The 26,301-nt window shown below is 42.1% G+C and carries 22 protein-coding genes; 2 read left to right on the top strand and 20 right to left on the bottom strand.

The genetic code is table 11. The features are described 5' to 3' along the window. Positions 1-22: 22 nt before the first annotated feature. The 4 genes from rpmA to R2S08_RS27850 form a co-directional block, all read right to left on the bottom strand. The gene (rpmA, locus tag R2S08_RS27865) at positions 23-424 is read right to left on the bottom strand and encodes a 50S ribosomal protein L27 (RefSeq protein WP_108549986.1); all 402 of its coding nucleotides are present in this window, start codon (positions 422-424) and stop codon (positions 23-25) included. A gap of 58 nt (positions 425-482) precedes the next feature. Further along, positions 483-794: a 50S ribosomal protein L21 gene (rplU, locus tag R2S08_RS27860; RefSeq protein ID WP_133780836.1), complete on the bottom strand. Its 312-nt coding sequence runs from the start codon at positions 792-794 to the stop codon at positions 483-485. Positions 795-913: 119 nt separating this feature from the next. Beyond that, positions 914-1,435: a hypothetical protein gene (locus R2S08_RS27855; RefSeq protein WP_316838173.1), complete on the bottom strand. Its 522-nt coding sequence runs from the start codon at positions 1,433-1,435 to the stop codon at positions 914-916. 29 nt (positions 1,436-1,464) lie between these two features. Beyond that, positions 1,465-2,850, bottom strand: a complete 1,386-nt coding sequence (locus R2S08_RS27850; protein WP_316838172.1) for a dicarboxylate/amino acid:cation symporter — start codon at positions 2,848-2,850, stop codon at positions 1,465-1,467. Positions 2,851-3,040: 190 nt separating this feature from the next. Here R2S08_RS27850 and R2S08_RS27845 point away from each other — a divergent pair, with 190 nt between their 5' ends. Together R2S08_RS27845 and R2S08_RS27840 are read left to right on the top strand one after the other, a co-directional pair. Next, positions 3,041-3,538 carry an RNA polymerase sigma factor gene (locus tag R2S08_RS27845; RefSeq protein ID WP_108549983.1) on the top strand — a complete coding sequence of 166 codons (498 nt, stop codon included), beginning with the start codon at positions 3,041-3,043 and terminating at the stop codon, positions 3,536-3,538. Then, on the top strand, positions 3,525-4,127 hold the full coding sequence (locus R2S08_RS27840) for a hypothetical protein (RefSeq protein WP_316838171.1): 603 nt from the start codon (positions 3,525-3,527) through the stop codon (positions 4,125-4,127). The genes R2S08_RS27845 and R2S08_RS27840 overlap by 14 nt, the downstream gene beginning before the upstream one ends. Before the next feature lie 2 nt (positions 4,128-4,129). Here the strand turns inward: R2S08_RS27840 and R2S08_RS27835 are convergent, their stop codons facing one another. The 16 genes from R2S08_RS27835 to R2S08_RS27760 form a co-directional block, all read right to left on the bottom strand. Further along, entirely contained in the window at positions 4,130-4,750 is a 621-nt protein-coding gene (locus R2S08_RS27835; RefSeq protein WP_316838170.1) for a hypothetical protein, read from the bottom strand. 95 nt (positions 4,751-4,845) lie between these two features. Further along, the gene (locus R2S08_RS27830; protein ID WP_316838169.1) at positions 4,846-6,747 is read right to left on the bottom strand and encodes a beta-N-acetylhexosaminidase; all 1,902 of its coding nucleotides are present in this window, start codon (positions 6,745-6,747) and stop codon (positions 4,846-4,848) included. Between the two features lie 208 nt (positions 6,748-6,955). Then, positions 6,956-7,918, bottom strand: a complete 963-nt coding sequence (gene trxB, locus R2S08_RS27825) for a thioredoxin-disulfide reductase (RefSeq protein ID WP_316838168.1) — start codon at positions 7,916-7,918, stop codon at positions 6,956-6,958. Between the two features lie 84 nt (positions 7,919-8,002). Beyond that, positions 8,003-8,638, bottom strand: a complete 636-nt coding sequence (locus R2S08_RS27820) for a hypothetical protein (RefSeq protein ID WP_316838167.1) — start codon at positions 8,636-8,638, stop codon at positions 8,003-8,005. 16 nt (positions 8,639-8,654) lie between these two features. Next, positions 8,655-10,283, bottom strand: a complete 1,629-nt coding sequence (locus tag R2S08_RS27815; RefSeq protein WP_316838166.1) for an acyl-CoA carboxylase subunit beta — start codon at positions 10,281-10,283, stop codon at positions 8,655-8,657. A gap of 42 nt (positions 10,284-10,325) precedes the next feature. After that, entirely contained in the window at positions 10,326-11,033 is a 708-nt protein-coding gene (locus tag R2S08_RS27810) for a diphthine--ammonia ligase (protein WP_316838165.1), read from the bottom strand. A 47-nt stretch (positions 11,034-11,080) separates the two neighbouring features. Continuing rightward, complete coding sequence (locus R2S08_RS27805) at positions 11,081-13,903, bottom strand: endopygalactorunase (RefSeq protein ID WP_316838164.1); 2,823 nt, start codon at positions 13,901-13,903, stop codon at positions 11,081-11,083. Between the two features lie 87 nt (positions 13,904-13,990). Beyond that, complete coding sequence (locus R2S08_RS27800; protein ID WP_316838163.1) at positions 13,991-14,809, bottom strand: hypothetical protein; 819 nt, start codon at positions 14,807-14,809, stop codon at positions 13,991-13,993. A 148-nt stretch (positions 14,810-14,957) separates the two neighbouring features. Continuing rightward, complete coding sequence (locus R2S08_RS27795) at positions 14,958-15,797, bottom strand: DUF6515 family protein (RefSeq protein ID WP_316838162.1); 840 nt, start codon at positions 15,795-15,797, stop codon at positions 14,958-14,960. A 153-nt stretch (positions 15,798-15,950) separates the two neighbouring features. Beyond that, positions 15,951-16,499, bottom strand: coding sequence for a hypothetical protein (locus R2S08_RS27790; RefSeq protein WP_316838161.1), 549 nt, complete (start codon positions 16,497-16,499; stop codon positions 15,951-15,953). A 1-nt stretch (position 16,500) separates the two neighbouring features. Next, complete coding sequence (locus R2S08_RS27785; protein ID WP_316838160.1) at positions 16,501-17,667, bottom strand: PilN domain-containing protein; 1,167 nt, start codon at positions 17,665-17,667, stop codon at positions 16,501-16,503. A 1-nt stretch (position 17,668) separates the two neighbouring features. Further along, entirely contained in the window at positions 17,669-19,672 is a 2,004-nt protein-coding gene (locus tag R2S08_RS27780) for a type II and III secretion system protein (protein WP_316838159.1), read from the bottom strand. Continuing rightward, entirely contained in the window at positions 19,672-21,102 is a 1,431-nt protein-coding gene (locus tag R2S08_RS27775) for a GspE/PulE family protein (RefSeq protein WP_316838158.1), read from the bottom strand. The genes R2S08_RS27780 and R2S08_RS27775 overlap by 1 nt, the downstream gene beginning before the upstream one ends. Before the next feature lie 10 nt (positions 21,103-21,112). Next, a complete protein-coding gene (locus tag R2S08_RS27770; RefSeq protein WP_316838157.1) occupies positions 21,113-21,646 on the bottom strand; it encodes a hypothetical protein in 534 nt (177 codons plus the stop codon). 12 nt (positions 21,647-21,658) lie between these two features. Continuing rightward, positions 21,659-22,126 (bottom strand): type II secretion system protein, encoded by a 468-nt coding sequence (locus R2S08_RS27765; RefSeq protein WP_316838156.1) that lies wholly within the window; start codon positions 22,124-22,126, stop codon positions 21,659-21,661. An 804-nt stretch (positions 22,127-22,930) separates the two neighbouring features. Continuing rightward, positions 22,931-26,290: a DUF6443 domain-containing protein gene (locus tag R2S08_RS27760; protein ID WP_316838155.1), complete on the bottom strand. Its 3,360-nt coding sequence runs from the start codon at positions 26,288-26,290 to the stop codon at positions 22,931-22,933. Between the last annotated feature and the right edge of the window lie 11 nt (positions 26,291-26,301).

Genomic DNA, 26,301 nt, shown 5'->3' with positions numbered 1-26,301 from the left:
TTTGTTTAATGTATCTTTAAGATTACTCTGCAGCAGCGTCAGCAGCAGGTGCTTCAGCTTTAACAGCTTTCTTTGCAGGTGCTTTTTTTGCAGGAGCTTCTTTCGGAGCAGCTACTTTTTTCTCAGCTTTAGCAACAGGTGCTTTTTTCTCTACAACTTCTTTTACAACTTCAGTAGGTAAAACAGATACATAAGATTTGTTATCTTGTTTTTTCTTGAAGATTACGGTACCATCAACCAAAGCAAATAAGGTATGATCTTTTCCAATACCTACACCTTTATCCGGGTGGTGTTTTGTACCGCGTTGACGTACTAAGATATTTCCGGCAATAGCTTCCTGACCACCGAAGATTTTAATACCTAAGCGTTTGCTATGCGATTCACGTCCGTTCCTGGAACTACCGGCTCCTTTTTTATGTGCCATCTTGTTTTATATTTTATAAACTGCCTAAACTAACGGCAATTTTTGTGTTAAACAATAATTATAAACTGATACCAGAGATCTGGATTTTGGTGAAATACTGACGGTGACCGTTTTTCTTTTTGTAACCTTTTCTACGTTTCTTTTTGAAAACGATTACTTTATCACCTTTTAAATGAGACACGATTTTAGCTGAAACTATAGCGCCTTTCAATGCAGGAGCTCCTACAGAGATTTTACCACCATCTTCAACCAACAATACATTGTCAAATTCAATACTAGCGCCTTCATCTCCTTGCAAACGGTGTACAAAAAGGTGCTGGTCTTTTGCAACTTTGAATTGCTGTCCTGCTATATTTACTATTGCGTACATTGTTAAATAATTATTATTTTAAATTGTTTATTTTTTTTATCGAGGTGCAAATATAGAACTATTTTTTCTAAATTCAAATGAATTGAAGAATAGCACAAATATATTTGTACCAAACCTACTTATTTACCCTTAGCTTCCTTACCGTAACGCTCCTCTGCATCATTTATACTCTGCGCCACCAGGTTTTTCATCTGTGTCGCTGCATCCCCTAGTTTAGGAATTTCATTAAAGTCAGACATCAGGATCACTTTCTTAGATTTGCGTTTGTAGTTGAACTGAAATTCATACCTCAATACTTTAGGCGATGTAAGATCAGATCCCCTGTTGGCAATTAAATCAGGAAAATTCCACAGTCCCAGCTCATTGGCTTTATTGTGCAAATATATAATATCATTGGTACGCAGCTTTACGTTTGTTTTCACTAAAGAATCCCGGCTGTTCAGGTACTGATAGTTGCCGGTGGCAGAATCATAGGAGTTGACTAAATCCTTACCCACGCCCCATTTAAACTGCAGCGATACGAATTCATTAGATCTAAAAGGTGCATTTTTGATGATTGGTGCATAATAGACAATGCAATAGATCAAAAAAGGCACTACGATAGTTAGTATTAAAAATATCTTTTTTCCTCTGGTACTCATTTAAATGTATTTATAATGTATGTTGTATTCTAATCTAAAGGCTCTGTAAGTTCACCCTCCCATTTACTCACTACTGCAGTAGCCAGACTGTTTCCAATCACATTGGTAGCAGATCTGCCCATATCCAGCAGCGGATCTATCCCAATCAGCAGTGCAAGACCGGCTTCCGGAATGTTAAAAGTAGCAATGGTTCCTGCAATCACCACTAAAGACGCCCTTGGCACTCCTGCAATACCCTTACTGGTCAGCATCAGGATCAGCAACATGGTAATCTGCTGCTCAAAAGACAAATGGATTCCATAAGACTGCGCAATAAATAAAGAAGCAAAAGTCATATATAACATAGAACCATCCAGGTTAAAAGAATAACCCAGCGGCAGTACAAAACTCACAATTTTATCTTTACAGCCAAAACGCTCCAGCTGCATCATTGTTTTCGGATAAGCAGCCTCACTACTTGCCGTACTAAAAGCCACCAAAACAGGCTCTTTCATCCGGTTCATCAGGTTAAACACCCTGGATTTCAAAATGGTAAAACCAATAAAGATCAGTACAAGCCACAACAACAGCATCGTAGAATAGAATTCTCCTATGAATAAGGCATAGGTGGAAAGCACACTCAGCCCCTGTTTAGCCACAATAGCAGCCATTGCTCCAAAAACAGCAAAAGGCGCAAAGTTCATCACATAACCAGTCACTTTCAAAATCACATGGGCAACAGCATCAAAGAAACTGATGATAACCTGTCCTTTTTCTCCTATCGCTGCTGTAGCCACTCCAAAGAACAAAGAGAACACCACAATTTGCAGTATTTCGTTGGTTGCCATCGCCTCCGCCATACTTTTAGGAACGATATGGGAAATAAAGTCTTTCATAGACAAAGCTACTTTGTGTATCCCCGTATCCACATTACTCGGCGGCAAAGGCAAATGCATGGTCTCCCCCGGTCTGAAAATATTGACCATAATCAGTCCCAAGACCAGCGAAAGCAAAGACGCACTGATAAACCACAGCATCGTTTTGCCACCAATTCTTCCAACAGCTTTAATGTCCCCTACTTTGGCCACTCCAACCACCAGGGTACTGAAAACAAGCGGTGCAACAATCATTTTGATCAGTCTGAGAAAAATATCACTTAACAGCGTAAGCGGTTCCAGTTTCTTTTCCCGAATCGCCTCATTTTCATGACGCAATTTTTCGGCCGCTGATTTTTGCGCTTTCAATTCCGCAAAGACAGTGCTTGTAGTGTCTTTTACTTTTAGGATCTGGCCATCTAAAGCTTTTACTTTCGTATCTGCGGCGGCAATATGATCATTATAGGTACTGAATGATTGTACATTCAGATAATATCCCAGGCCAATACCCAGCACCAGAGCTAAAAAGATAAAAAACGTTAATCTGTTGTTCTTCGACATCTGCTAATTAATTTCATTAATACGGTTTGTTTGTGTTACTGCAGGACTGGGCCATGGACAGTTTTATAAGGCTGTAAAACTACAATAATTAAATTATTCTATAAAGTTTGTTGATAAACCAATAAAATTCGCATTTTCGCTGTAACAAACAACCATAAAATACTTCTAAAGCTATATCAACTCTCTATAGGTGGAACAAAAAGACCAGTTATTTAAACAAATCTTCGATACCAACTCCAAGAAAATATTCCATTTATGTTATGGATATACTGGAGACAAGGATTCTGCAAATGATTTGTTACAGGAAACCTTTTTAAAGGTTTGGCAAAACCTGGATAAATTCAGAAACAAATCCCTGATCTCCACCTGGATCTACAGAATCGCCGTGAACACCTGTTTAACCTATTTGAGATCAGAAAAGAGACAAGCTAAGGACGAACTTACAGACAACATTATAGAGAACAAGGTAGAAGAATACTCGGAAAAGAATGAGCAGATCGCCTTACTCTACAAATCCATATCTAAACTGGAAGAGAACGATCGTTTAATTATTACCATGGTTCTGGATGAACTACCCTATAACGAGATCGCTGAGATCTCCGGCATCAGCGAAGGAAATTTAAGGGTAAAAATTCACCGCATTAAGCAGAAACTTACAGAAATATACAATGAGCATGCAAGAATTTGAAGATATACAATCGCTTTGGCAGTCACACACAGTGGAGGTAAACATCTCTTCTGAGGAGATGCTTGCTCAGGCGAAAAAGGAAGTGAACAGCATCCGTACCAAATCGCTTTTAAACATTGGCGGTATGATCTTGTCGCTCCTTGCCTTCGCTGCGCTCTGGTTATTTTTTGATTTTCAATCCTGGACTACCCACGCAGGTATCGGCATTATTGTCTGCTCCATTGCCATCTATACCTTCATTCTATACAGAGGTTACCGCTTAATCTCACAAAATGACTTTACCGCCCATCCCAATGAATTTCTAAGCCAATTAAAACTCTACCAGCTCAACAGGTTTAGCCTGTACCACAAGCTGTACTGGTTTTACACGATAGCTCTAAGTATTGCCATTGTCCTTTTCTTCTTTGAGGTACTCTCCTATTTCAGCTTCTGGAAACAATGCATTACCATAGTCTTCACCTTTGGCTGGATGATATTCTGCTCAACAATATTCAGAAAAGCCGTTATGAACCGGGAAAAAGAGCGTATCAATCTTTTAATTGAGAAATTTGAAAGAATTAGTGCCCAATTTAAAGAAACCGGGCACTAAAATTATTCTTTTACTTCCGTTACAGAGAAACTGTTTCCGTTTAATTTATACTGAAGCTTCTTCTCTGCACCAGTCTTTTTAGTCGTATCGGCAGGATCGGTTACCGGAAAACTCCTGAACAATTCTCCATTCTTAATATAGAATTTATCATTGCCCTTATACAACTTTTTCATACTGCTGCTTAGCGGCGGGAAATTGATCTTTTGAAAACCATTTCTGCTGTACTCATAAACATTCAAATCACGAACATTCTTCTTGCTGAGCAGCTCTACATAGAGTTCAGGATTTCCATCGTTGTCCAGATCCATATTCCAGGCATCTGTAATAATCCCCTTGCGTTCATTCGAAAAAGACTTATAGTCATTCCTGGCCGAGTCGGACATCAGGATCAAATAACCACCCAGGGAGTCTACACCTTTACCCCAGCTCAGGACTTCAAAATTCAGCCCGGGCCTGATGGCTATATTTTTATAAAAGGGAAAGGGATTAGCCTGTTTTTCTACCGGTGCCTTGCTGCTGCTTAAAGCAACATGTTTTTCAGGATTATCTCCGGTACAGGAATACAGAAATAAAATACCTGAAGCGAACAAGGAGGATCTCACAATTAAATCTTTCAGTTTCATCTTAATTACATTATATAGCAAGCAATTTAACTCAAAAAAAAACGCCAAACAAGGAGAATCCCCTGTCTGGCATTTTTTTACTTCTACTAATTATATTATTTCGCAGGTGTTTCAGGCGCACCGTTATTTAATTCCGTCTGAGTCACCACGCTCCTCTTACCACTTTTGGTAATCACAATCGTTTTAAGGTTCAGTTTCTTTCCTTCAGGCACATTCACTTTGATTGGTCCTGTGTATAAAGCTCCACTCTCAGAAGGCCTGTAATTATCTAAAGTATAATAGATCTTTGCTCCCTCTACCGGAACTTTAAGTTCAATATTAAACTGACTTCCTTTCAGCACCTTATCATTCTGTCCAATCGGCGTTGGCACCCAATAATTCGTATTGGTTTTATCCAGACGAGACAAATGAAGCGGTAAACGCTCTTCAGAGAAGTTCTTTAAATCCTTACGGTTTTTCTGCGTCCAGGCAATCTCCGCCAAAGCAAACATCCTTGGAAAAACCATATACTCTGCTTTTTCAGGACTTTCAACATATTCAGTCCAAAGATTAGCTTGTACACCGATAATGTATTTTTGCTGATCAGCTGTCAATTCAGCCGGTATAGGATCATAGCCATAAGCTTTGGTATAAGGAGCAAAACCTCCAATCGCCAGAGGCTCATCTGGAGAATTCGATTGCTTATGGTCAAAATACAAACCATTTGATCCAGGCGTCATGATCACATCATGTTGCTGCTGCGCAGAGGCAATACCACCCTCAACTCCTCTCCAGGACATTACAGTTGCATTTGGTGCAAGACCACCTTCCAGGATCTCATCCCAGCCAATGATCGAACGACCTTTACCATTCAGGTATTTTTCAATACGCTGTATAAAATAACTTTGCAATCCATGCTCATCTTTCAGGTTGTTCTTTTTAATAAAGTCCTGGCAAAAAGTAGAACGCTTCCAGAAATCTTTAGGGCACTCATCTCCACCAATATGGATGTATTTAGATGGAAAAAGAACCATAACCTCGTCCAGTACATCTTCTAAGAATTTGAAGGTATTCTCTGTTGGTACAAAAACATCCTGATGTACACCCCAGGTTTGTTGCACTTGTTTCCCTTTTCTAGATCCCGCCCATGGCGCTTTAGGATCAGTTGGGGTATCCTCATTAGGGAAACAGCTCAATTCAGGATAAGCCGCAATAGCAGCAGAACCATGACCCGGCATTTCAATTTCAGGAACAACCGTAATATATCTGGCCGAAGCATACGCTACAATTTCTTTTACCTCATTCTGAGTATAAAAACCTTTGTACACTTTATCATCTGTTGTTACCCCAGGAAAATTACCGATCACGGTACCATTTCTGGAAGAACCGACAGAAGTTAATTTTGGATATTTTTTAATCTCAATTCTCCATCCCTGATCTTCCGTTAAATGCCAGTGGAAGTTATTCAATTTGTACTGAGCCATCATATCGATATACTTTTTAACAAAAGCAACCGGGAATAAGTGACGTCCTACATCCAAATGCATCCCTCTGTATTTGAACCTTGGATAATCATTAATATCTGCTGCAGGTACAGTGATTTTACCATCCTGCTTTTCAGGTAAAAGCTGCATCACCGACTGCACTGCATAAAATAAGCCTGCACCTTTTCCGGTGATCAGGAATTTATCTTTAGTAATGCTGATGCTGTAACCTTCTTCCGGAAGCTTATCCGCTCCTTCAGAAGTAATAACTATAGACTTGTGGTTAGCTTCCGGAGACTTAACTTCTCTCAGCGCAAAACCTCCTTTGTTTGCAATAAAAGCATTTAGTAAATCTGCAACACGTGCATTTTCAGGACGCGCAGAAACCAGCAAAGTTGTTTTATCCAGAACAAAGGAGCCCGAATGCTTTTCTACAGAAACCGGTGCAGGAATAATTCCCATGCTGGCATCATTTTGTGCGTACAAATTTGTACTCAGCAATGCACAGATGACAATTGGTAAGATTTTTTTCATGATTTGTTTTGTGTGTTAGGTGGTACTAAGTAATTATCCTAAGATAAATAGAACCGTCGCCTTCGATACATCACATTTTTGTTACAATAGAAATCAAACGTTTGAAATGAACAGAAACAACACATATTTTTTTCTATACCAAACCATAAAGCACAAAAAAAGCGGACCTGTTTAAAAAAAGATCCGCTTATATTCATGATTTCTATGCTTAAGAAACGACTTCTGAATGGTGTTCTTTAGCTGCCAGATAGCGTTCCGCGTCCAATGCAGCCATACAACCAGATCCGGCAGCAGTTACTGCCTGACGGTAATAATGATCCTGAACATCTCCCGCAGCAAATACACCCTCAACATTAGTTTTGGTTGTACCTGGAATAGTTTTCAGATAACCTGTCTCATCCATATCAATCCATCCTTTGAAAATATCCGTGTTCGGTTTATGACCAATAGCCACAAAGAAACCTTCTACCTCAATATCCTTTTCTTCTCCGGTTTTGTTATTGGAGATCTTCAGACCAGTAACATTTTTACCATTACCCAATACCTCTTTTGCTTCAGAGTTGTAGATCACTTCAATATTCGGTGTGTTCAGTACACGGTGTACCATGGCTTTTGAAGCTCTGAATTCATCACGACGAACCAGCATATATACTTTTTTACAAAGTTTAGCCAGGTAAGTAGCCTCTTCCGCTGCTGTATCTCCTGCACCAACAATAGCAACATCCTGTCCTTTAAAGAAGAAACCGTCGCATACTGCACAAGCAGAAACACCGAAACCATTATATTTTTGTTCACTCGGCAAACCCAGCCATTTAGCAGTTGCACCTGTAGAAATGATCACTGTATCAGCAGTGATGGTTTTAATCTCATCTACAACCACTTTATGAGGCAAGGAAGAAAAATCTACAGAACTTACATAACCAAAACGGATATCAGTACCAAATCTTTCTGCCTGTTTTCTAAAATCTTCCATCATTTCCGGTCCCATAATACCTGTAGGGTAACCCGGGAAATTATCAACGTCCGTAGTTTGTGTCAATTGTCCACCAGCTTCCATACCTGTATACAATACAGGTTTAAGATCTGCACGGGCAGCATAAATTGCAGCCGTGTAACCAGCAGGGCCGGAACCAATAATCAGACAGGGAACGTGTTCTATTTCTTGCGACATATTTTTATATAATTCGTTTGTTTTACAAATTTAATCATAATACATCAAATCCACCAATAGCATCCAGCTATTGTGATCTGAAGATTATAATCCTTTTTTCTTAGACTCTTCTAATTGCTTCAGCTCCTTTTTAGTACGCTTCACATCCGAAACCACCTCATCCATTTTGAAAGTAACAACCCGCAGTCCGCCATTGATCACCCAGTCTCCATCCTTCTTATTCTGTACGTACTGACCGGTTTCTATCAGCTCTCCTTTATCATCAAAAGCCTTAAATGGCCCCTGCATTACACCTCTGTCAAAGGTAACCAGGGTTTTAACCAATCCATTTTCATAATAGCCCAGCCATCTACCCTGCTTTAAACCATTCTCAAAATCTCCGGAAAGTACTTTATAGCGGTCTTTACCTGTATTCAATGCCTCATAAACCGTCTCACTTTTATTGGGGTTGATCCAGTCATAATAGACAAACCGACCATGAGGTACCTCCAGCAAAGAGTCTTTAAAAGACCCGGTTGCGGCAATATACCCGTCCATATCATATTTTTTGAATACCCACAAGCTGTCCCCAGATACTTTACCATATACCGCATAGCTCACAGCATGTACAGAATCTGCAGTCACTTTATCTTTGATGTCAAAATAAACGGTTTTAACCTGGCTGTAACCACACAAAGCGGAACACAAGGTCAGCAAGCCTGCAATGAAAATCTTCTTCATATACAAAAATATCATTCTATGTTTGAATAATCCCTACATTGAAGCGCTTTTTTACAGGACTCTGATTTGCTGCCTCAATCCCCATAGAAATCACCTTACGGGTTTCCAGCGGGTCAATGATCCCGTCTACCCATAACCTCGATGCCGCATAAAAAGGCGTCGTTTGGCTATTGTACCTGTCTGTAATCTCATTAAGCAGTTCAGTTTCCTTTTCAGGAGTAATGGTTTCCCCTTTAGATTTAAGAGAAGCCTCCTGGATTTGTAACAAGGTTTTTGCAGCCTGAGCACCACCCATCACTGCAATTTTCGCGCTCGGCCAGGCAAAAATCAGCCTCGGATCATAAGCTTTGCCGCACATGGCATAATTACCTGCACCATATGAATTTCCTATAACGATGGTAAATTTAGGCACCACAGAATTGGCTACAGCATTCACCATTTTAGCCCCATCCTTGATAATTCCACCCTGCTCTGATTTGCTGCCCACCATAAAACCCGTCACATCCTGTAAAAACACCAATGGAATTTTTTTCTGGTTGCAGTTCATAATGAAGCGTGCCGCCTTATCAGCACTGTCGGAATAAATTACCCCGCCCAACTGCATCTCTCCTTTTTTCGATTTTACAATCTTCCGCTGGTTGGCCACAATCCCTACAGCCCAGCCATCCACACGGGCCAAACCGCAAACGATGCTTTTTCCGTATTCTTTTTTATATTCCTCCAGCTCAGAATCATCCACCAGGCGCTTAATCAATTCCACCATATCATAGGGTTTCTCCCTGTTTTCAGGCAAAATCCCATAAATCTCCTCTTGCGGAAATTTAGGCAAGGCAGGCTTGATCCGATCAAAACCAGCAGATTCAGGAGCCCCCAGCATACTCATAATGTTCTTAATGCTATCCAGGCAGGCCTGGTCGTTCGGTTGTTTATAATCCGTAACCCCCGAAATTTCACAATGCGTTGTGGCACCACCCAATGTTTCGTTGTCTACATCTTCCCCTATCGCAGATTTAACCAGGTAAGAACCCGCCAGAAAAACAGAACCCGTACCCTTTACAATCATGGCCTCATCACTCATAATCGGGAGATAAGCCCCTCCTGCAACACAAGAACCCATAATAGCAGAAATCTGTACAATCCCTTCTGAAGACATGATCGCATTGTTCCTGAACATCCTTCCAAAATGTTCTTTATCTGGAAAAATCTCATCCTGCATAGGCAGATAAACGCCTGCGCTATCTACCAGGTAAATGACCGGCAAGCGGTTCTCCATAGCAATCTCCTGCGCACGCAAGTTCTTTTTAGCCGTCATCGGAAACCATGCTCCAGCTTTAACCGTAGCATCGTTGGCCATAATCATACATTGCCTTCCGGAAACATAGCCAATCCCACAAACTACCCCTGCAGAAGGGCAGCCCCCCTCATTCTCGTACATCCCCTCAGCGGCAAAAGCACCAAGTTCAAGAAACTCACTATCCTGATCAATCAGATATGAGATCCTTTCCCTTGCCAACAATTTCCCTTGTTCTTTCTGCTTAGCGGCAGCCTTCTCGCCCCCACCCGCATATATTTTTTTCAGACGCGTTTTAACCCCATAAATCAGTTGCTTGTTCACGTCTTCGTTCTTATTGAATTCTATATTCATTCGGCCAATGTAAATGTATTTTTTTTGAAACTATAGTCCATTTCAGGATTCGGTATAGGGAACCAGATCAATATACCAGTAACCCGCAGGCTCATCTGTACTGCCAGAAGGAGAAGCGTAAGTTTTATACACCTTTTCGCCGGTAACAAAACCAACAGGGTGCTTAAAAAGCGGCCCATCAAAAACAAAAGTATGGAACTCCCCATTCTCCCCACAAGGATCAATACCATCCGGAAGATCATCGATAAACTTCTCATCAATAACCCTCCCGCAGAAAGCCTCCAAACCACGCTGTGCACAAACCACCACGGTTTTATAACCAAGGCCCAGGAACTCCTTTAAAATAGTACGGGTATCCTTTTTCCATAACGGAAAAACGGCCTCCATCCCGATCTCCGCCAATTTTTTCTCCCTGTAAATTTTAAGATCTTCCAGAAAAATATCTCCAAAAACAGAGGTTAAAATTCCTTCCTGCTTTAATTTATTTAAATGCAGTTCCATGGTTTTCTCATATTCATCCATCTGCGGAGATTCAGCCAAACGGACCTGATACAAAGGAATCCCAATGCTTTCTGCCTGGGCAACAAGCAATTCCTCCCGTACACCATGCATACTGACACGGTTATAGGCATCACTCAAAGTGGTCAGTAAATAATTGACCGTCAGTTCCTTTTCCTCAAGAACCTTATGAAGGGCCAGGGTACTGTCTTTCCCACCACTCCAGTTAAATAAAGCCTGTTGTTTTTCCATTCCCGATAAATGTAAACATTTGCCAAGTACTGGTGGTTACCGAAATCTTATTCTTGTGTTAAAATATCCGAAGAATTTTTCTCCCTGATCAAAACCCGTTGACCTGCAGGTGGGTCCGTTTGTATACCAAATAACTTTGCGCCACGTACATCTTCCAGCATTATGGCATAACGGCCATCTGGCTTTTCAAAACGAAAGGAACAATCTTTCAGGCTAAGCCCTGCTACATGCCTTGCCCAAAGGCCATAAGAAGGCTGGACTTTAAGATTTGAGGCATTGTATTGCCCTACGCCCAATTCAGGACACACATTGGACGTATCACTGGCCGGATTTCCACCCTTTACCAGTACCCTTACATCTTCAAAAGAAATATTCCTGATATACCCTATGTGTTTTCCGTTAGGTAATTTAAAATCCAGACCACCCTTTACCACAGCATTGTCTGGCAACCGATATCCCGCCACAATGGGTGTTGAACGAGGTTGACTGCCATCAAAACGCTTCCACCTTGTTCCATTATAAGAACTCCCGCTATACACTTCCGACACATCAATATGTTTTAAATGAATACCTTCCACCTGGCCAATATTTACATTTTTAACCAGCAGCTCATCATGTTGTTTTCCGTTCTCCGTAAATTCATACCGGCCAACTTCCGCACCGATAATCCTGCCGCGGTTAGAAATAGAGATAAAAAATGGTGCCATAGCCCTGTACATTTTAGACCTGGAATGCAATGGTCCGGTATGTCCGCAGTTCAAATGAACATCACTGATGTGCCCACCATCATTGGTCGAAATGGAAAAACCAGCTTTATTGGCCCCAAGCACATAAATATTATCTACACAAACATTGGTAATGTCATCGGCCGTTTCCGAACCAATTTGAAACAGGTTACAATTGGTATCCCCAATCACATTTCTCACCTTATAATGACTTGCCGGACGCGTAAAGCCCAGTGCACAGTCAGAACCCGGCTTCACAATATCATCAGAACTCACTTTAGAATAAATATTTTTTACCCAAACATCATTGCAGGCCATAAAATCATAAATATCCCTGGCATTTGTAGTGTGCTCTTTTCCAAAATACGTATCATGAACGCTGATATAATCGGTACCTGTAGCTAATAACACAAAATGCCCTGCACGTTCTATTTTGAGCATCTGATCATCCTCAAAAAGCTTTTCCCCATTTTTACCTATATAATAAGGCTCATCCTTTTCTTCATCATACCATAAGTCCTCCTCACGTTCCATCCCCCCGATCTCCAGATTCGTACACAGTTTCAGGCTAAACATCTTGTCCGCCCGGCTATCCGGCGCATTGTTCATTACCTTATCACCGTTCACCAGGTTACCATCGCCAGTAATCATTCCAGCGCCAATAATTTTCACATTGTCCAGCCGCTCACCAAAAAACATGGCATTGTGGAAATAATGATGCCCCACATCCTGTTTGGTCATATAGTTTTCCGGGTCGGCATAAGGTCCAATATCTGTGGGCGACAAGCCCGAGCGGTACTTCCTGTCGCTAAACCAGGTCGTTTCCGGTGCATCAGCCCCTTTAATCGCCCTGATCACTGCCCCTTTTTCCAAATAGAGATAGACATTGCTCTTCAAATGAACCGTTCTTACCCTATAATCTCCCTTTTTAAAAACAAGAGTTCCCCCACCAATACGGTTCAGGAAGTCAACGGCCTTGTTGATTCCATCGGTATGATCCTCCGTACCCGAGATAAAAGGACCAACATCCATTTTACCCGAATAAAAAGAAACCACATTTGAAAAGCCTTTATACTCCCCGGAAAGAATCTTTAAGCGAAACTTGTATAAACGGCCGGGAAGCAGAGCCTTCACTTCAGCCGCCCCCTCCCCAAATTTTGCAGCCAAAGGCTTCCAGGACTTCCCATGATCTAAAGACTGCATCAATTGAACAGCCTTTTGCGGCACGGCCGATCTCCATTTAAAACTGAGCCTGGTATAGCTATTTTGATCTTCTTTATAATGCAAACCTCTGTCCAGAACCCGCACAAAGTCTGCAACCCTGTTCCGAACCTTTAATACAGCAATTTCAGCCCCTGTACCCGTACTGCTCAACACCTCCGGCTGAGCAGTCGTATAAACAGCTTTCAACTGATAATCACCTGTTTTAGTCAAACAAACATTTTCAATGCGCACTTTCAGGTCCGGTCCGTTCGCCGGCCTTAAATCCAGCCCGGAAAACAGAAGTACAGTGCCCGATGCATCCTTAGAAATCCGGACCTCTCCAACTTTTTGGTAAGGATAGGCACTGCCCACCCGTCCGACAGACTGGGTACTCAAATCTTTCAGTTTTACAAACCCCCGTCCAATTACATTAACAGAGGTATTTTCTAAAGTCACACCAAGTTCAGCAGGAATATAAAATTGAACACGGGCCTTCGGGCTTCTCTGCCCTGCTGTATAAGAAAACAACACATCTCCCCTTGTGCCGCGGGTTATTTCAGGTGTATCAAAAACCAACAGGCCGCCCAAAGCCATTTTCCTGACCTCGATGAAATAGCTTTGAACCCGACCATTCTTTGCCTTTATCTGCAAACGGTCGCCCGTAAACAGTTCCGTTCCAGTTTTAATTTCCCCCTGTTTATTCCGTACAATACAGCCAGGCAATAAATCACCTTTGCTATTCAACACCTGGAAAAGTCCAAATACATCTGCTCCGGCTGAAACCAGGCCCTGATCTTCAGGTGTATCCACCGTAAAACGATAGGTAGTGCCTTTGTCCAGCACAATCGTATCCCTTTTAATTTGCACAACGGGGTTGCCCTGCCCTTTAGCAACAGCAGCGCCCAGTAAAAGAATACCCGAAACCAAAGTCCATTTGTTCATGCCCATATTTAAATTTAAAAATATGCGCAATCCTGCCGAAAAGATGAGCCCAATCAGCAGAATATTCAGCAATTACAGCAAGAAAGTTTATTTAAACTCCTTGATGTCTACAATTCTATCCGGATCCTGCGCTTTAAGAAAAGAAATCCCTTTGGCATTTTTAACCCATTTACAATTTTGCTGTATCCAATCATAAGTGCTTTCCAGGCTCGATGCGGTTTCGGCTGGAACCGGCTGCAGAAAAACCTCGCCAGTTGGATAATGCAACTCATATAAAGAATTACCTACCAAGAACACGAAGGTAGAGATATCAGAAGAATTGATCACAAAATCACCTTGTATGCGTTGGTCTGGATTTTGTCTTTTCAATAAATAAGCTTTGGCATATACCCTGGTTACGTAAAAATCATTGTTGATGATGTAACCTGCATTACCAACCCTGGTAATCCCTTTGGTAAATTTAACATCTGCAGGACCATTAGAAGGGCGATACAAGCTCACCACTTCCACCTTATTGTTTTTTACCGTTACAATATATACCGGAGCTGCCAAACCAGACTGGTCTGCAATCTGTACCAGTGCACAGGTTTTAGCCGTATTGATAAACTCTGCAAAAGCAAACTTATCGGTTGCAGATTTCGGATCATCTGGATTTACCTGGATCTGCACCAGCGTATCCAGAAATTTAACGCTATACCATTTTCTTATGCCGTCGCCATCTTTTTTATCCAGCTGACCTGAGGAGTCCTCCATTTTGCTGATGCCCAGCGTGTCACTGCCTTTACCATATTCATTAAAGCTTTCCATAGCCGTTAATACTTTCGGCTTATATACTTTAGAAGTTTCGTTTTTGCTGCAGCCAAACAGAACAGCTGCGAGAAGAAGTGCGTATAGTGTCGGTTTCATATCAATATAAAGGCTTTAAGGCCTAATGTTTCAGGTAGGCGAATATAATAAATTTAAAAGAAGCTCTTAAAACGAATTAGGCGGAAATAAAAAAAGCGGAGCACATCTATATCTGCTCCGCTCATCGCTCTCCTAACCACTGGAAACCTTAGTTTCCTATCCCAATAACTTTATAGGTTACCTTGTTGTTGCCATCTACTTGTTTTTCATAGTAAATGCCATCTTCGGTTACATAGTACTGTACGCCTTTGATCATCACGTCTCTGGCACCATCAGGAAGTTGATCTACTGTATCGCCAACCTGAGGAACATTCGCCGGGGTATCTACCGCGTTGTTGCCATTACCAGTGTTCAACACACCATCTTTACCTGCAACCACATATACTGTTTTACCATTCGCATCTTGCCCTATTGTATAGTAGACGCCTTTATATTCGTAGTAAGTCTGGCCATTAATGGTCACCTCTTTAGCTGCTGAAGGCAAGCTTGGTACTTGTGCGCCTACCGGAGGAACTACTACTTTATATTCGTTGTCATATTGTCTGTAAAAGAATCCATCAGAGAAATAAAACTGATCTGCACCAAAATAGAAAGGATAATATCCATAAGGCAATATGCTTAAACTAATGCCTAAAAAAGGCCTGTAGAAACTGTAATACCCATAATAAGGTCTACGATATCCCCATCCTGGGCGGTAACCCCATCCCGGACGATAACCCCCGCCTGGACGATAACCCGGACGACCTGGACGATAGCCGCTAACAGGCCTCGACGGACGGGAACCGGTACTAAACGAAGGACGGGAACCGCTAGGCCTTCCTGATGAAATATGTGCACCTGCTGACATCCCACGGCCGCCGCCAGACATATGGCCGCCACCGCCTCCACCACGACTGCCTCTTTGAGCAAGGGCACTGGTGGTAGTAAAGCCACTGATAAGGAGGATGGTTCCTGCGACAATTAACGATTTAAACCTTAGAGTTTTCATTTGTTTATTATTTAGTGTTCTTGTTCATATGCTAATCATGTTGCCATGAGTGTGTTAACTTCTGTTAAGTTAGCTATATGACAATTGAAAAGCAAAAAGGATTAATCATTTCTTAACAATTATTAAAGCTGACAATTTGATGATAATTGGAGGCTATTTTTCCCGTTCAATCCCTTTAAAGTCCACTTTTAACACACATTTATCTTTCCGTTCACTTAGCAAATCTTTTAACGGCGCCTTCATCTGCACCGCAGATACCTTTCCAATTCCCGGCATACGCTCCAAAGTATCCATCAACTTCACCAATTCCACATAGCCCCCATAAAAATGAAGGCTTTGATTGACCCCAACAGCCGTCGAATCTCTTTCTATGGAAGGCTGTGTTAAAGTATAATCAATAGACACATTTCTAGCCCCGGCAACCGCAGACACTTTCATCCAGATATCGTTGTGCCACTGCTCCGGATTCACCCTGTAGGCTTTGATAATTTCATTCAGCGCATTCAATTTTTTCTGCGCATGTACAGGATTAAAAGAAAGGTCATTTTGCGCCAGTCCAGCAGCTTCCTGCTCAAAACTATGGTGTAAACAAATGGCATCAAAAGTTTTGCTAAACGCAAAAAACCAGCACAGCAATAAGCCAAAAGCCGCCAGTGGAAGCAAAAGCTTATTACGCTGTCTATAATTGAGCTTATTTATCATATCAGTAATTTAAAGTAATGGTAAAAACCTGAGCCTGCTTCTGGTCATCGGCGGCATACTTTTCCAGCTGCACATCCTTCACCCATGATTTCCGTTTAAAAGTGTAAATACAGTCGTTGATGGCATACACATTCTCTGCAGTCCCCTTCAATTTAATCAAACCGGATTCTACAGACATTTCGGTCAGTGTAGCAGAACCTGGCAAACCTGCCCCAATCTGGTCGCAGATATAGGCATAACCAAGGCCCTTATTCCAGCCCAGTTTCTTCACCAGAACTTCCTTTTCCTTAATTTCCGTTTCCATTTTCTTCTTATTGGCCGAGAGATCAGATTTCCTGCCCGCCCGGCCCTCCATTTCCTGGTTACTGGAATTGTAAAAACCAAACAACAAAAAATTAAGAAGCAGGAGCACAAAAAAAATACCCAGTACCAGCACACCTCTTTTCTCAAATTTGAGCTTCGCGATACATTCCGCCCGGTTTTCCCCAATCTCCAGAGCATCCACCTCTATGGGCTCCAAAACTTCAGCCAGGATCAGCTGAAATGCTGTAGCATAACTTAATAAAAACGGCTCGGGCATGGTTTCCAAATCAATTTTAAGCGCAAAACCCGCATCTGTTTCCAGCGTTTGGGTATAACTTTCCCAGCTCTTATCCTCCCTGAATTTGATGCGGTGCCCGTCAAAACTCAATGAATCCTGATACACGTTCAATTGCGGAAGCACCTGGTCTACCACAAAAGGCCCCAGGCTCAACATCAAGACCTCCACCCCCTTTTTCTTAAAAGCAGCGATCATTTTATCAACGATGTCTTTTCTCACCACGGCCAGAAAGGAATCTTCGCCGGAGATAAAATTCTGAACATAGAACTCCGTCAAATTGAAACCAGGAAACACCTGCTGTAAAGCAGCCTCCGTAACTTCATCCAGCTTTTTCGTTTTCTTAATCAACACCCCGCGGCCAGTTACCGTAATCGCCAGAGGACCAGATAGCCCATCAGCAAGCTGATCCAGTTCAGCGGTATATTGCTTTTTAAGCCCGATCTGAACCATTTTACCTTTCAGGGAAAGCTCCACCAAGCGCACATCGATCAAACCATCGGCCTGAAGTTTCAGTTCCAGCCCTTTACTACTACTCAGCCCCGATTTAAAATTGAAGTCAACAGCCATACTAGTAAATAATAGTTGGTTTAATAAACACCACAGTCACTACCTTGTTATTCGATTTACTGCGGCTGCTGAACAACCATTTCAAGATTGGAATCCGCGACAAGATCGGCACACCAGAACCACTTTCGCTGCTCTCCGTACGCTCTAAACCACCCAAAACAATCATATCCTCATTTTTTGCGCGCACAATAGATTCAAACTTACTGGTAGAGGTTGGAGGCGGCGCATTCAAAGGCGGATCACCAATAAAATCAGAAATATCCACTTTGATGTTCAGCGTAATCTGGCTATCACCCGAAACCACCGGTTTAATATTGATGTTCAAATTCGCATCAACCGCCGTAAACTGCTCCGTAATAACCGTTTGTGTGGTCAAAGAAGGAATCACATTCTGCGTCTTCGTACTGTAATAACGCTTGCTTCCAATACTCAGATTTGCAGAATGGCCGTTCAGCGTAGACAATTTAGGTACAGACCGCACTTCTACATTACTGTTGTTCTCCAGCGCACTAATATTGATATAAAAATTAGGCGTTACCCTGCCCAGGTTAATGGAATTGTTCCGGCCCAGTTTGGATAAAAAGCTATTGATCGCTCCGGAACTAAAGGTATAATCAATCCCCGGAAAGATCTTTCCCGGATTGGAAATGCTATCCGATACCCCGGCAGAAATTCCGGTTTTAACACCATGGCCTTTGCGGATATCGATCAACGTCACTTCTATTAACACCATGGGAACCAGCTTATCCAGCTGTTTAATGAAACCTTCTATTTCAGTAATCTGAGGTGCGGAGCCCGATAAAAGAATGGTATTCTGTTCCCTGAATTCCTTAATCTCCACGCCCCGTTTCCAATCATTAGGAATCATATTCTGTACCGTGTCCAGCGAACGGTTCTGCAACTGGATAATTTTATGCGCTCTCAAGCCTTCCAGTTTCCTGTCCCCGATCATATAGATCCCATTTTCCTGTTTATAGGTATAGTCGGTCCCTTGGAAAACAGCCGTTAGCAAATTATCATAACTGATGTCGTTGACCCGCATCGTGATGCTCCCTTTAATATCCGAATACAGGAAGTAATTCGCATTCAGTTCCTGGGCCGCATTTTTGATCAGATCAATCATATTTACATTCATGGCATCCACACTCAGCAATTTCTTTCCACCCACCACTCTGCTCAGCAAGCTGAAATTAGCACCTCCGCCCGGACTCCCATTCGCCACATTCACCGGCTTCAGGTTTCTTTTCACCGCCGTATTCTTTTCACTGTCAATGTACAATTGCTCATCCTCGCCCAAAGCCTGGAAAACAAATACATTGTCATTGGTTTTAACCAGTTTCAGTTCATTGGTATAAGCCAGTTTCTCCAGGGCGGTTTCAAAAGGAGCATCTGCCATAAAACCTGTTACTTTCTTTGTCAGTAAAGTATTGGGCACCACCACATTCTTCCCGGAAACCATAGTGATCTTCCTGGCCACCTGCGCCAGCGTATCGTTCTCCAGCTCCAGGCTCAAGGTATTGTTCTGTTGATTGTAGCGCACATTGATCTGCTTGACCGGTATCACAGGCACAGGGTCTTTGGCTTTGGTTACCGACATAATAGACCCAATCAAGTTAATGTCCAGTCCATACTCCTTGGTTAAAAAGACCAGTACATTTAAAGCCGTTTCGTTGGTAAAATTGTTAAACACCTTGAAATTCAGCTGAGGATCAATATTGATGTTCAGGTTATTCGATTGCGCCAGAGCACGTAAAAACTCCTGGGCAGAAACGTTAGACACATTCATCTGCACTTTCTGGTTTAAACCAGGAACCGTAATGGCCAGGTTATTCAACCTTTCTTTAACCAGCCTTAGCCGTTCTTCGGCCGCCGGGCTTTGCACCTGGTTGGCTTGCTGCCCTGGCATAGGATTTTGTGCAAATGCACCGGTTAAACCGGCTGTAAACAGTCCCGCACACAAGAGCACCTGCTTCAATAATCGATGGATTAATTTTGAGTTCCGCATTAATTTGTAAATAATAAAGGGTAAATTTCTTCTATAGTTGTCTGGCCTGCGGCGAATAAAGCAAAGGCATTTTCACCTAAAGTTTTAATTCCGCGCAGATCCAGTAAAGGATTGATATACATGTTTCCTTGTTTAATTTCCTGTGTCAGTTCATGATCCAGAGGGATCACCTCATATACAGCCTTCCGGCCACTGTAACCTGTATGATAACATTGCTCACAACCACGCGCCACATAGTGCCGGTGTACTGGTGCAAAAGGTTTAAATTGTTTGGGGTAAAAAGACGGATCAAAATCCTCCTCCGTTTTGCAATTGGGGCAAAGTAACCTGACCAGCCGCTGCGCCACAGATGTATTCAGCGTATTGGCCACCAAAAAGGAAGGAATCCCCATATCCATTAACCTGGATACCGTTCCCCAGGCAGAATTGGTATGGACTGTAGACAACACCAGGTGACCGGTTAAAGCCGCACGGATCGCCATGTTGGCCGTTTCCGGATCCCGGATCTCTCCCACCATAATCACATCCGGATCCTGCCTTAAAAAGGTACGCAATGCTGAGGCAAAGGTAAGACCAATACTCTCTTTCAGCTGAACCTGGTTGATACCTTGAAGGGTGTATTCTATTGGATCTTCAATAGTTAAGATGTTCCGGGTCTCTTTATTCAGATACTTCAGCGTGGCATAAAGCGTAGTGGTTTTTCCGGAACCCGTAGGCCCGCTGATCAGGATAATACCATTGGGTCTTTTAATACCTTGCATATAATTGGCCAGGTCAAATGCAGAAAAGCCCACCTTTTCCAGGTCGATATTTGCCGCGTTATTGTTCAATAAACGCAACACCACTTTTTCTCCATGTAAAGTAGGCAATACCGATACCCGGATATCAAACTGCTCCTCCCCATTTCTGAAATTGATCCTTCCATCCTGGGGCAGGCGCTTTTCTGCAATATCCAGATTGGCCATAATCTTGATCTTATTGATCAGGGCCGGATACTCCGTTTTCTTCAGCACATAACGTTCCACCATCATGCCGTCTATCCGGATTCTCACCCTGCACCGCTCTTCATAAATTTCAATATGAATATCACTGCTTTTTAAATTGCGCGCTTCCCGGATCAGTTCATTCAAAAAACCATCCCCTTCTATAGCCACAACAGATTTTTGAAACTGGTGCTGTCCGTTTTCTTTGAGGTAGTGAAGGTTCAGCCATTCATTGATGGTATCTGAAGGAATTCCTTCCAGGCGGATGCGTTTTCCAAGTACAATTTCCAGTTCATCGGTCAGCATATGCTGCTCCGCGTTCTCATCGCAAAACAAGACCATACTGCCCTCATCACTGTCTTTAGGAATGATCCTGTAATGCCAGGCCTGTTCTCTCGTTACAGAAGAGATAAAAGCCATATCGAGTTCTATAGGTATCGTATTCATATTTCCCGGGTTAAATGCCATTAAATAAATAGGTTTTGTAAATCCAGGAATCCTGGCAGAGTTGTAATTGAGGCTGTACCAAATCCCAAACCAAGAGCGTGGCAAAAAAAGCGGCCTGCAGGCCAGCCAAAGGAATATGGATATGATCCAAGCCTTTGATCCTTTTCGTTACCAGTACATAAACCAATACCAGGATCAGGCTCAGCAGGTAAAACGCCACATAGTTTAGCGGAGAAAGGTAAAAGGCCAGTGTCACCAGGAACAGAATATCCCCAAGGCCAAGGTAACTGTCTACGATGTTGAAGAGTTTCTGGTGTTTAGCACTGAAATACAGCCATACCAGCAGCAACTGGACGACCAGGAAAGTAATGGCATAACCAGCATCCTGCAGGGTATTGACCCAGCCCACCTGTTTAAACTTTAAAAAGAAAAATAAAGCGCTGAGAACCGGAAAAAAGATCCAGTACACACCACGATAGCGCATATCCTGATAACATACAGAAACCAGCGCCAGTAAAGCGAGCAAATTGAGCGTTGCGATCATGATGATAAACCCTTAATCTGCAACTACTTCTTTCAGGTTTTTATCCTGATCGATCTCCCAAATGTTAAAGGTACCATCGCCATCAAAGTCGGCAACTGCAGTAGCCCTGGCCAGGAAACCAGTGTTATTGGCGCGTACAATTTCAATCCTGTAATTCGCTTTTCCATCTTTACCATCGCTAGAGAGTTTTTCCTGGATAAAGCCCAGTTCATTCAGATCCGAACTGTATTTGGATTTTTCATAGAAATAACTTTTCTCGAGCGTAGCAAGATGTTCCAGCTGCACTTTAGCTTCTGTACTCTTTGCTTTGGTGATTAAAGGAAGAAGGTTTGGAAGTGCAAGGAGCACAAGAATTCCTATAATCACCAGAACCACAAGGATTTCGGTTAAGGTATAGGCTTTTACTTTTTTGGTTAGCGCACGTTTGATTGCGCTGGATGGTTGGTTTGTTGTTGATTCTGGCGTTGTTGAGATTTTCATATCTTCCTTTAATTGTTAATTGTTAACGTTGAAAGGACAATGTTAAAGAACTTCAGTGCAGCCAGATTGCACTGAAGTTTTTTTTATCAACAAAATGAAAATATTTTTTTGAGTGGGATTAATCGTGTCAGGTAAAATTCCAAAACACACTGGTAGGATCTAATATAATGTCTTATAATAGAATATTACACTTAAGATATAAAAATTTACATCTTAAACAGTTTAAAAAAAGGATTTAAGTTTACACTTAAATCCTTTAAATCAGGAAACTCAAAACTTTAAATATGTTATTTAATAAATTAATCCAAATGGGTCGACTCCATTTTATTCACAATCGTCATCTTTCTATATTGAGAAAGATAAAATAAAAATAAAAATAGATTTATCAGGTTTATACCAACTATGGAATAATTAGATTCGAGAAATTTTATATTCAATAAGTAATTAATATTTAAAAAATACAGCCCTAAGTTTACCTTTTTAGTTACGTTCTCCAAATTTGTATAAAAAATAAATTCAAAACCCTGATTAAATTTAAATTGAAATCCATTAATAGAAATATTTATTACCTGTGGTACGCATATAAAAAGATTAAGAACAATATTTGTTTTATTTATTTTCGATAAAGAACTTAGAATCTTGTAATTATTAAAAATTGTAGTTAACACAACCGCAATAGAACAAAAGAAGGAAAACCAAGTCAAAAAACTAACAATATCATTTTGAACTAAAACTATAATCAAAAAGTATAAGCTTGCAATTCCACATATAAATAGATAAGTCGCACTTGCGACATTTAAAATTCTAGCTTTTTCCACGTTTCATAGCTTTTTTAATATTTTCGAGTTCAGTATTTATATATTTTTTTGCCCCATCAACAGCATCTAATACAGTTCGTTTAAGTTCCTTTGGATTAATAGTCATATTAACCCCATCCCCACCAGTAGTGAATTCTTCACCCAGTTTAAATTCCTTTTGTTCATTTGATTTACCGAATTGAATATCCCCTGTTACATCTACTTTTGATTTTGTTGTAATTGCATCGCTATAAAGTTGGGCTGATAATTCCACATTTACAACATTTTTAACCTCACCAGAAGCCGATGCAGATGTTACCAATCCTTTATCAGAATTAATGGCCGAAGTTATACTAGCTTCAACTTTGGCTCCTGCTTTCTTATTTTCTGCAGATGCAGAAGCTCCAGCTCTAATAACATCTTTACCTGTAGTTGTTTTCTGCGGTTTCTCCATTTGCAATCCAGTTTTGCCAACATGATTTACTATCTTCTGGTATGTTGCCGACATCTTCACAGCTAATGCCATAAATAAACCATCAAAGGTTACAGGCCAAGGTCCCATCCCGTCAGGATCAATAAACCGTATCGGATTGTTAAAAGCATAATTATATGGAGAATGTCTCCTCATCTTTTCTGCCAACGGATCCACTACATTCCATCTACCTATCTCCGGATCATAAAACCTAGCTCCGTAATCAATTTGTCCATCCTTATTAGGAGCACTAAACTCCGACTGCAACTCCTTGCCGTTGTAAAGATACTTGTTCGGACCTTCTTTTGCAACCAGCATTTTTCCAAATGGGTAATAATTGGTTTGCTGTAAAACTTCCAGAGCAGCGCTTGGGTTCTTGTAGAAACTCAACCGCACATTACCCAAATTGTCCGTCAGGTTATACTCATAACTGTAGGCAGTTCCACTTCTTCTGGCCAAGCCCTCTTCTGTATGGATAATATCAATATTGGCCCCATCATACTCTATTCCATCAACATAATCCCGGGTTGCTCCATTGCTGACTTTTCTCAGCTTAGCACCTGTGGCATCATAGGTATAGGCCATGGTTAAACCTGCTTTAGTTGCCGTAGCTGGTAAGTTCAACTGGTTATAGGTTAAAGTTACTCCTGTTCTTCCATCTACTTTGGCATTTCCATTGGCGTCATAAGTATAAAGTCCTGTAGCCAGTCCACCAGTCACTTGGTTCAACTTATTTCCTGTATAGGCATAAGTCCCTAACGCTCCGTTTCTGTTTAAACTGGCAATGTTACCCATCACATCATAGGTCAGCACTTCACTCATCACAATGCCGGTGCTGGTTCCGCTGAGTAACCTGTTCAGCTTATCATAGCCATAAGTAAAGGTATTGGGATTGGATCCGTTAGCCCCCCAGCTTTGATTGGCGATATTGCCGTTAAACTGGGCTATAGTGCCGTCCTGGTATTTCAGGTCATAACTGAATTGCGGGGAAGTATAAGCTTTTGTCCAGCCTCTTTCATTATAGACATAGGTACCTGATTGAAGGAAGTTCGTGGTATCGTTACTGTGGACTGATTTTTTCAGCAATTGCCCCAGTTCATTGTAAGACATCCTGTTCAGGGCAATCTCTGGCGCGCCATTAATCGATTCCCAGGTGGCCAGTTTTCGGCCCATATGGTCCAGGTCATAGCGAGTAGCTATAGTGGTGGTCGCTCCATTGCCAACATGGGTACGTTTGCTGGCTTTCAGCTGTCCGATGAAATCATAGGTGTTGTCTACCACATCGGTTCCATTTACATGGTTTTGGCTTTTGCTTTGGATCACCCGGCCTTCATCATCGTAGTAATTGACCGTTAACAACATCGTGGCTGTTCCAAGGGTATTCACCTTGGTTCCGGTGAGCAGGGTCTTGGTACGGGCAGCAGGCATTTGGTCTCCGGTAGGTCCATTAAAGCTGTTCCCTGCAAAAGAGTAGTTGTCATAGTAATTGATGATCTGAGCCTCTGTTGCTGCTCTTGGAAAAGCGACATTGGTATAGTCTGAGTTTGGAGCATCCGGTCTACTTTCCCAAAGGCTGTTGCTTAGCCCATCCGTGCTCACTTCAGTTTGCATGGCCGGCCTGGCCTGGGTACGGGTATATAATCCAGTAATTATCACCCTACCGAAAGCATCGTACTTGCTGTAATTCCATTTGCCTGATCCTCTTTGCAGGGAGTCCTGGCTAAGCACCACCTGGTCAAGGGTATTGTACACCATAAAGTCCCAGCCTTTTCCGGGAACCTGTTTTTCTATTAGGCGCTTGCGGCCATCATAATGGTAACCATAAATGAAGTTCTTAAAGGTGGCATCACTTTCTGTAAAGCTGTTGATGTTGGATCCGTTTTCATTCACGGCCGGAGGCAATACATAGCGCAGATTGCCCAGGTCATCATACAGGTAATACGTAGAAAGGCTTTTGGCATCGGTTTCCCATACTCTTTTCAGCACCACATGATCTTCAAAGTCTTTGTATTCATCCACAGTACCCCCGTTTCCACTCACCCAGTTCTCATCTTTGATCTTGGTTTTATACAGTTTGCCATTGGCATAGGCACCTGCCGAAGAAGCTCCAGAAGAGCTCACTGTCCATAGTTTGATGGGTTCTGCGGCAACGTTGGTACCATATTCACTCACTACAGTTCTCCCTGCAGTAGCCGTACGGCTGGCAGCAGGCTGCCAGGCATCACCAGGTGCACCCTGCTGCTCGACCCGGTTTAAAGGGCTGGCTTCAAAGACCGTGACCGAAAAAGGTTTGGTTGTGGTTTTGATTCCCGCCGTACTGGCATAAAAAGCTGCCTGTCCAGCTCCAGTGGTTAAAGCATCGGAGCGGTACGCGCCACCATTGCTCACCGCAGCATAAGGCTGGTATTTCACGGCTTCTCTGCCAAAAGCATCATAGGCTATGGGAGTAACCATATCCCGGAAGCCTGGGCTTCCCTGGACGGTTATTGTTTGAAGAGCTCTGCCCAAACCATCGATATATTGGACGGTCTGGTTGACCTCACAGGTGCTTAGGTTTTGCTGGGTATCGCCATCGGTGAGAATCCCCTTTCGCTTAAAGGTTTTGGTGAGGATGTAATTCTGATTGGCACTTACCGTATTTAAAGTATTAATCGCCGCGACACACTTTTCAAAACTCAGTCCGGTCGTGTAGATCCGTACCGTTTTACCAGATGGGATATAGAAACCTGGCTTTAAGGTGACGCTTGCTTTCCCCGTGATTTCTGTTTCGTTATTATAAATATTTACAATGTTATCCTGCACCTGCGCATGTGTATTCGAAGCCAAGAAAATTGAGGCCACTGCCGCAAAGGAATATTTGATCTGCTTTGCCATGTTCTTTGTTTTTGTTTTCATATGGAGCGCTG

The organism is Pedobacter nutrimenti, assembly GCF_032678445.1.
Lineage (GTDB): Bacteria > Bacteroidota > Bacteroidia > Sphingobacteriales > Sphingobacteriaceae > Pedobacter > Pedobacter nutrimenti_A.
This window is presented reverse-complemented; position numbering and strand designations above follow the sequence as displayed.

Excerpts from the sequence above, each read along its gene's own strand:
- R2S08_RS27830 (WP_316838169.1), bottom strand. The coding sequence starts at position 6,747 with ATGAAAAAAATCTTACCAATTGTCATCTGTGCATTGCTGAGTACAAAT.
- R2S08_RS27760 (WP_316838155.1), bottom strand. The coding sequence starts at position 26,290 with ATGAAAACAAAAACAAAGAACATGGCAAAGCAGATCAAATATTCCTTT.
- R2S08_RS27775 (WP_316838158.1), bottom strand. The coding sequence starts at position 21,102 with ATGAATACGATACCTATAGAACTCGATATGGCTTTTATCTCTTCTGTA.
- R2S08_RS27820 (WP_316838167.1), bottom strand. The coding sequence starts at position 8,638 with ATGAAGAAGATTTTCATTGCAGGCTTGCTGACCTTGTGTTCCGCTTTG.
- R2S08_RS27815 (WP_316838166.1), bottom strand. The coding sequence starts at position 10,283 with ATGAATATAGAATTCAATAAGAACGAAGACGTGAACAAGCAACTGATT.
- trxB (WP_316838168.1), bottom strand. The coding sequence starts at position 7,918 with ATGTCGCAAGAAATAGAACACGTTCCCTGTCTGATTATTGGTTCCGGC.
- rpmA (WP_108549986.1), bottom strand. The coding sequence starts at position 424 with ATGGCACATAAAAAAGGAGCCGGTAGTTCCAGGAACGGACGTGAATCG.
- R2S08_RS27805 (WP_316838164.1), bottom strand. The coding sequence starts at position 13,903 with ATGAACAAATGGACTTTGGTTTCGGGTATTCTTTTACTGGGCGCTGCT.
- R2S08_RS27790 (WP_316838161.1), bottom strand. The coding sequence starts at position 16,499 with ATGATAAATAAGCTCAATTATAGACAGCGTAATAAGCTTTTGCTTCCA.
- R2S08_RS27850 (WP_316838172.1), bottom strand. The coding sequence starts at position 2,850 with ATGTCGAAGAACAACAGATTAACGTTTTTTATCTTTTTAGCTCTGGTG.
- R2S08_RS27835 (WP_316838170.1), bottom strand. The coding sequence starts at position 4,750 with ATGAAACTGAAAGATTTAATTGTGAGATCCTCCTTGTTCGCTTCAGGT.
- R2S08_RS27840 (WP_316838171.1), top strand. The coding sequence starts at position 3,525 with ATGCAAGAATTTGAAGATATACAATCGCTTTGGCAGTCACACACAGTG.
- R2S08_RS27770 (WP_316838157.1), bottom strand. The coding sequence starts at position 21,646 with ATGATCGCAACGCTCAATTTGCTCGCTTTACTGGCGCTGGTTTCTGTA.
- R2S08_RS27785 (WP_316838160.1), bottom strand. The coding sequence starts at position 17,667 with ATGGCTGTTGACTTCAATTTTAAATCGGGGCTGAGTAGTAGTAAAGGG.
- R2S08_RS27765 (WP_316838156.1), bottom strand. The coding sequence starts at position 22,126 with ATGAAAATCTCAACAACGCCAGAATCAACAACAAACCAACCATCCAGC.
- R2S08_RS27780 (WP_316838159.1), bottom strand. The coding sequence starts at position 19,672 with ATGCGGAACTCAAAATTAATCCATCGATTATTGAAGCAGGTGCTCTTG.
- R2S08_RS27810 (WP_316838165.1), bottom strand. The coding sequence starts at position 11,033 with ATGGAAAAACAACAGGCTTTATTTAACTGGAGTGGTGGGAAAGACAGT.
- R2S08_RS27795 (WP_316838162.1), bottom strand. The coding sequence starts at position 15,797 with ATGAAAACTCTAAGGTTTAAATCGTTAATTGTCGCAGGAACCATCCTC.
- R2S08_RS27855 (WP_316838173.1), bottom strand. The coding sequence starts at position 1,435 with ATGAGTACCAGAGGAAAAAAGATATTTTTAATACTAACTATCGTAGTG.
- R2S08_RS27800 (WP_316838163.1), bottom strand. The coding sequence starts at position 14,809 with ATGAAACCGACACTATACGCACTTCTTCTCGCAGCTGTTCTGTTTGGC.
- rplU (WP_133780836.1), bottom strand. The coding sequence starts at position 794 with ATGTACGCAATAGTAAATATAGCAGGACAGCAATTCAAAGTTGCAAAA.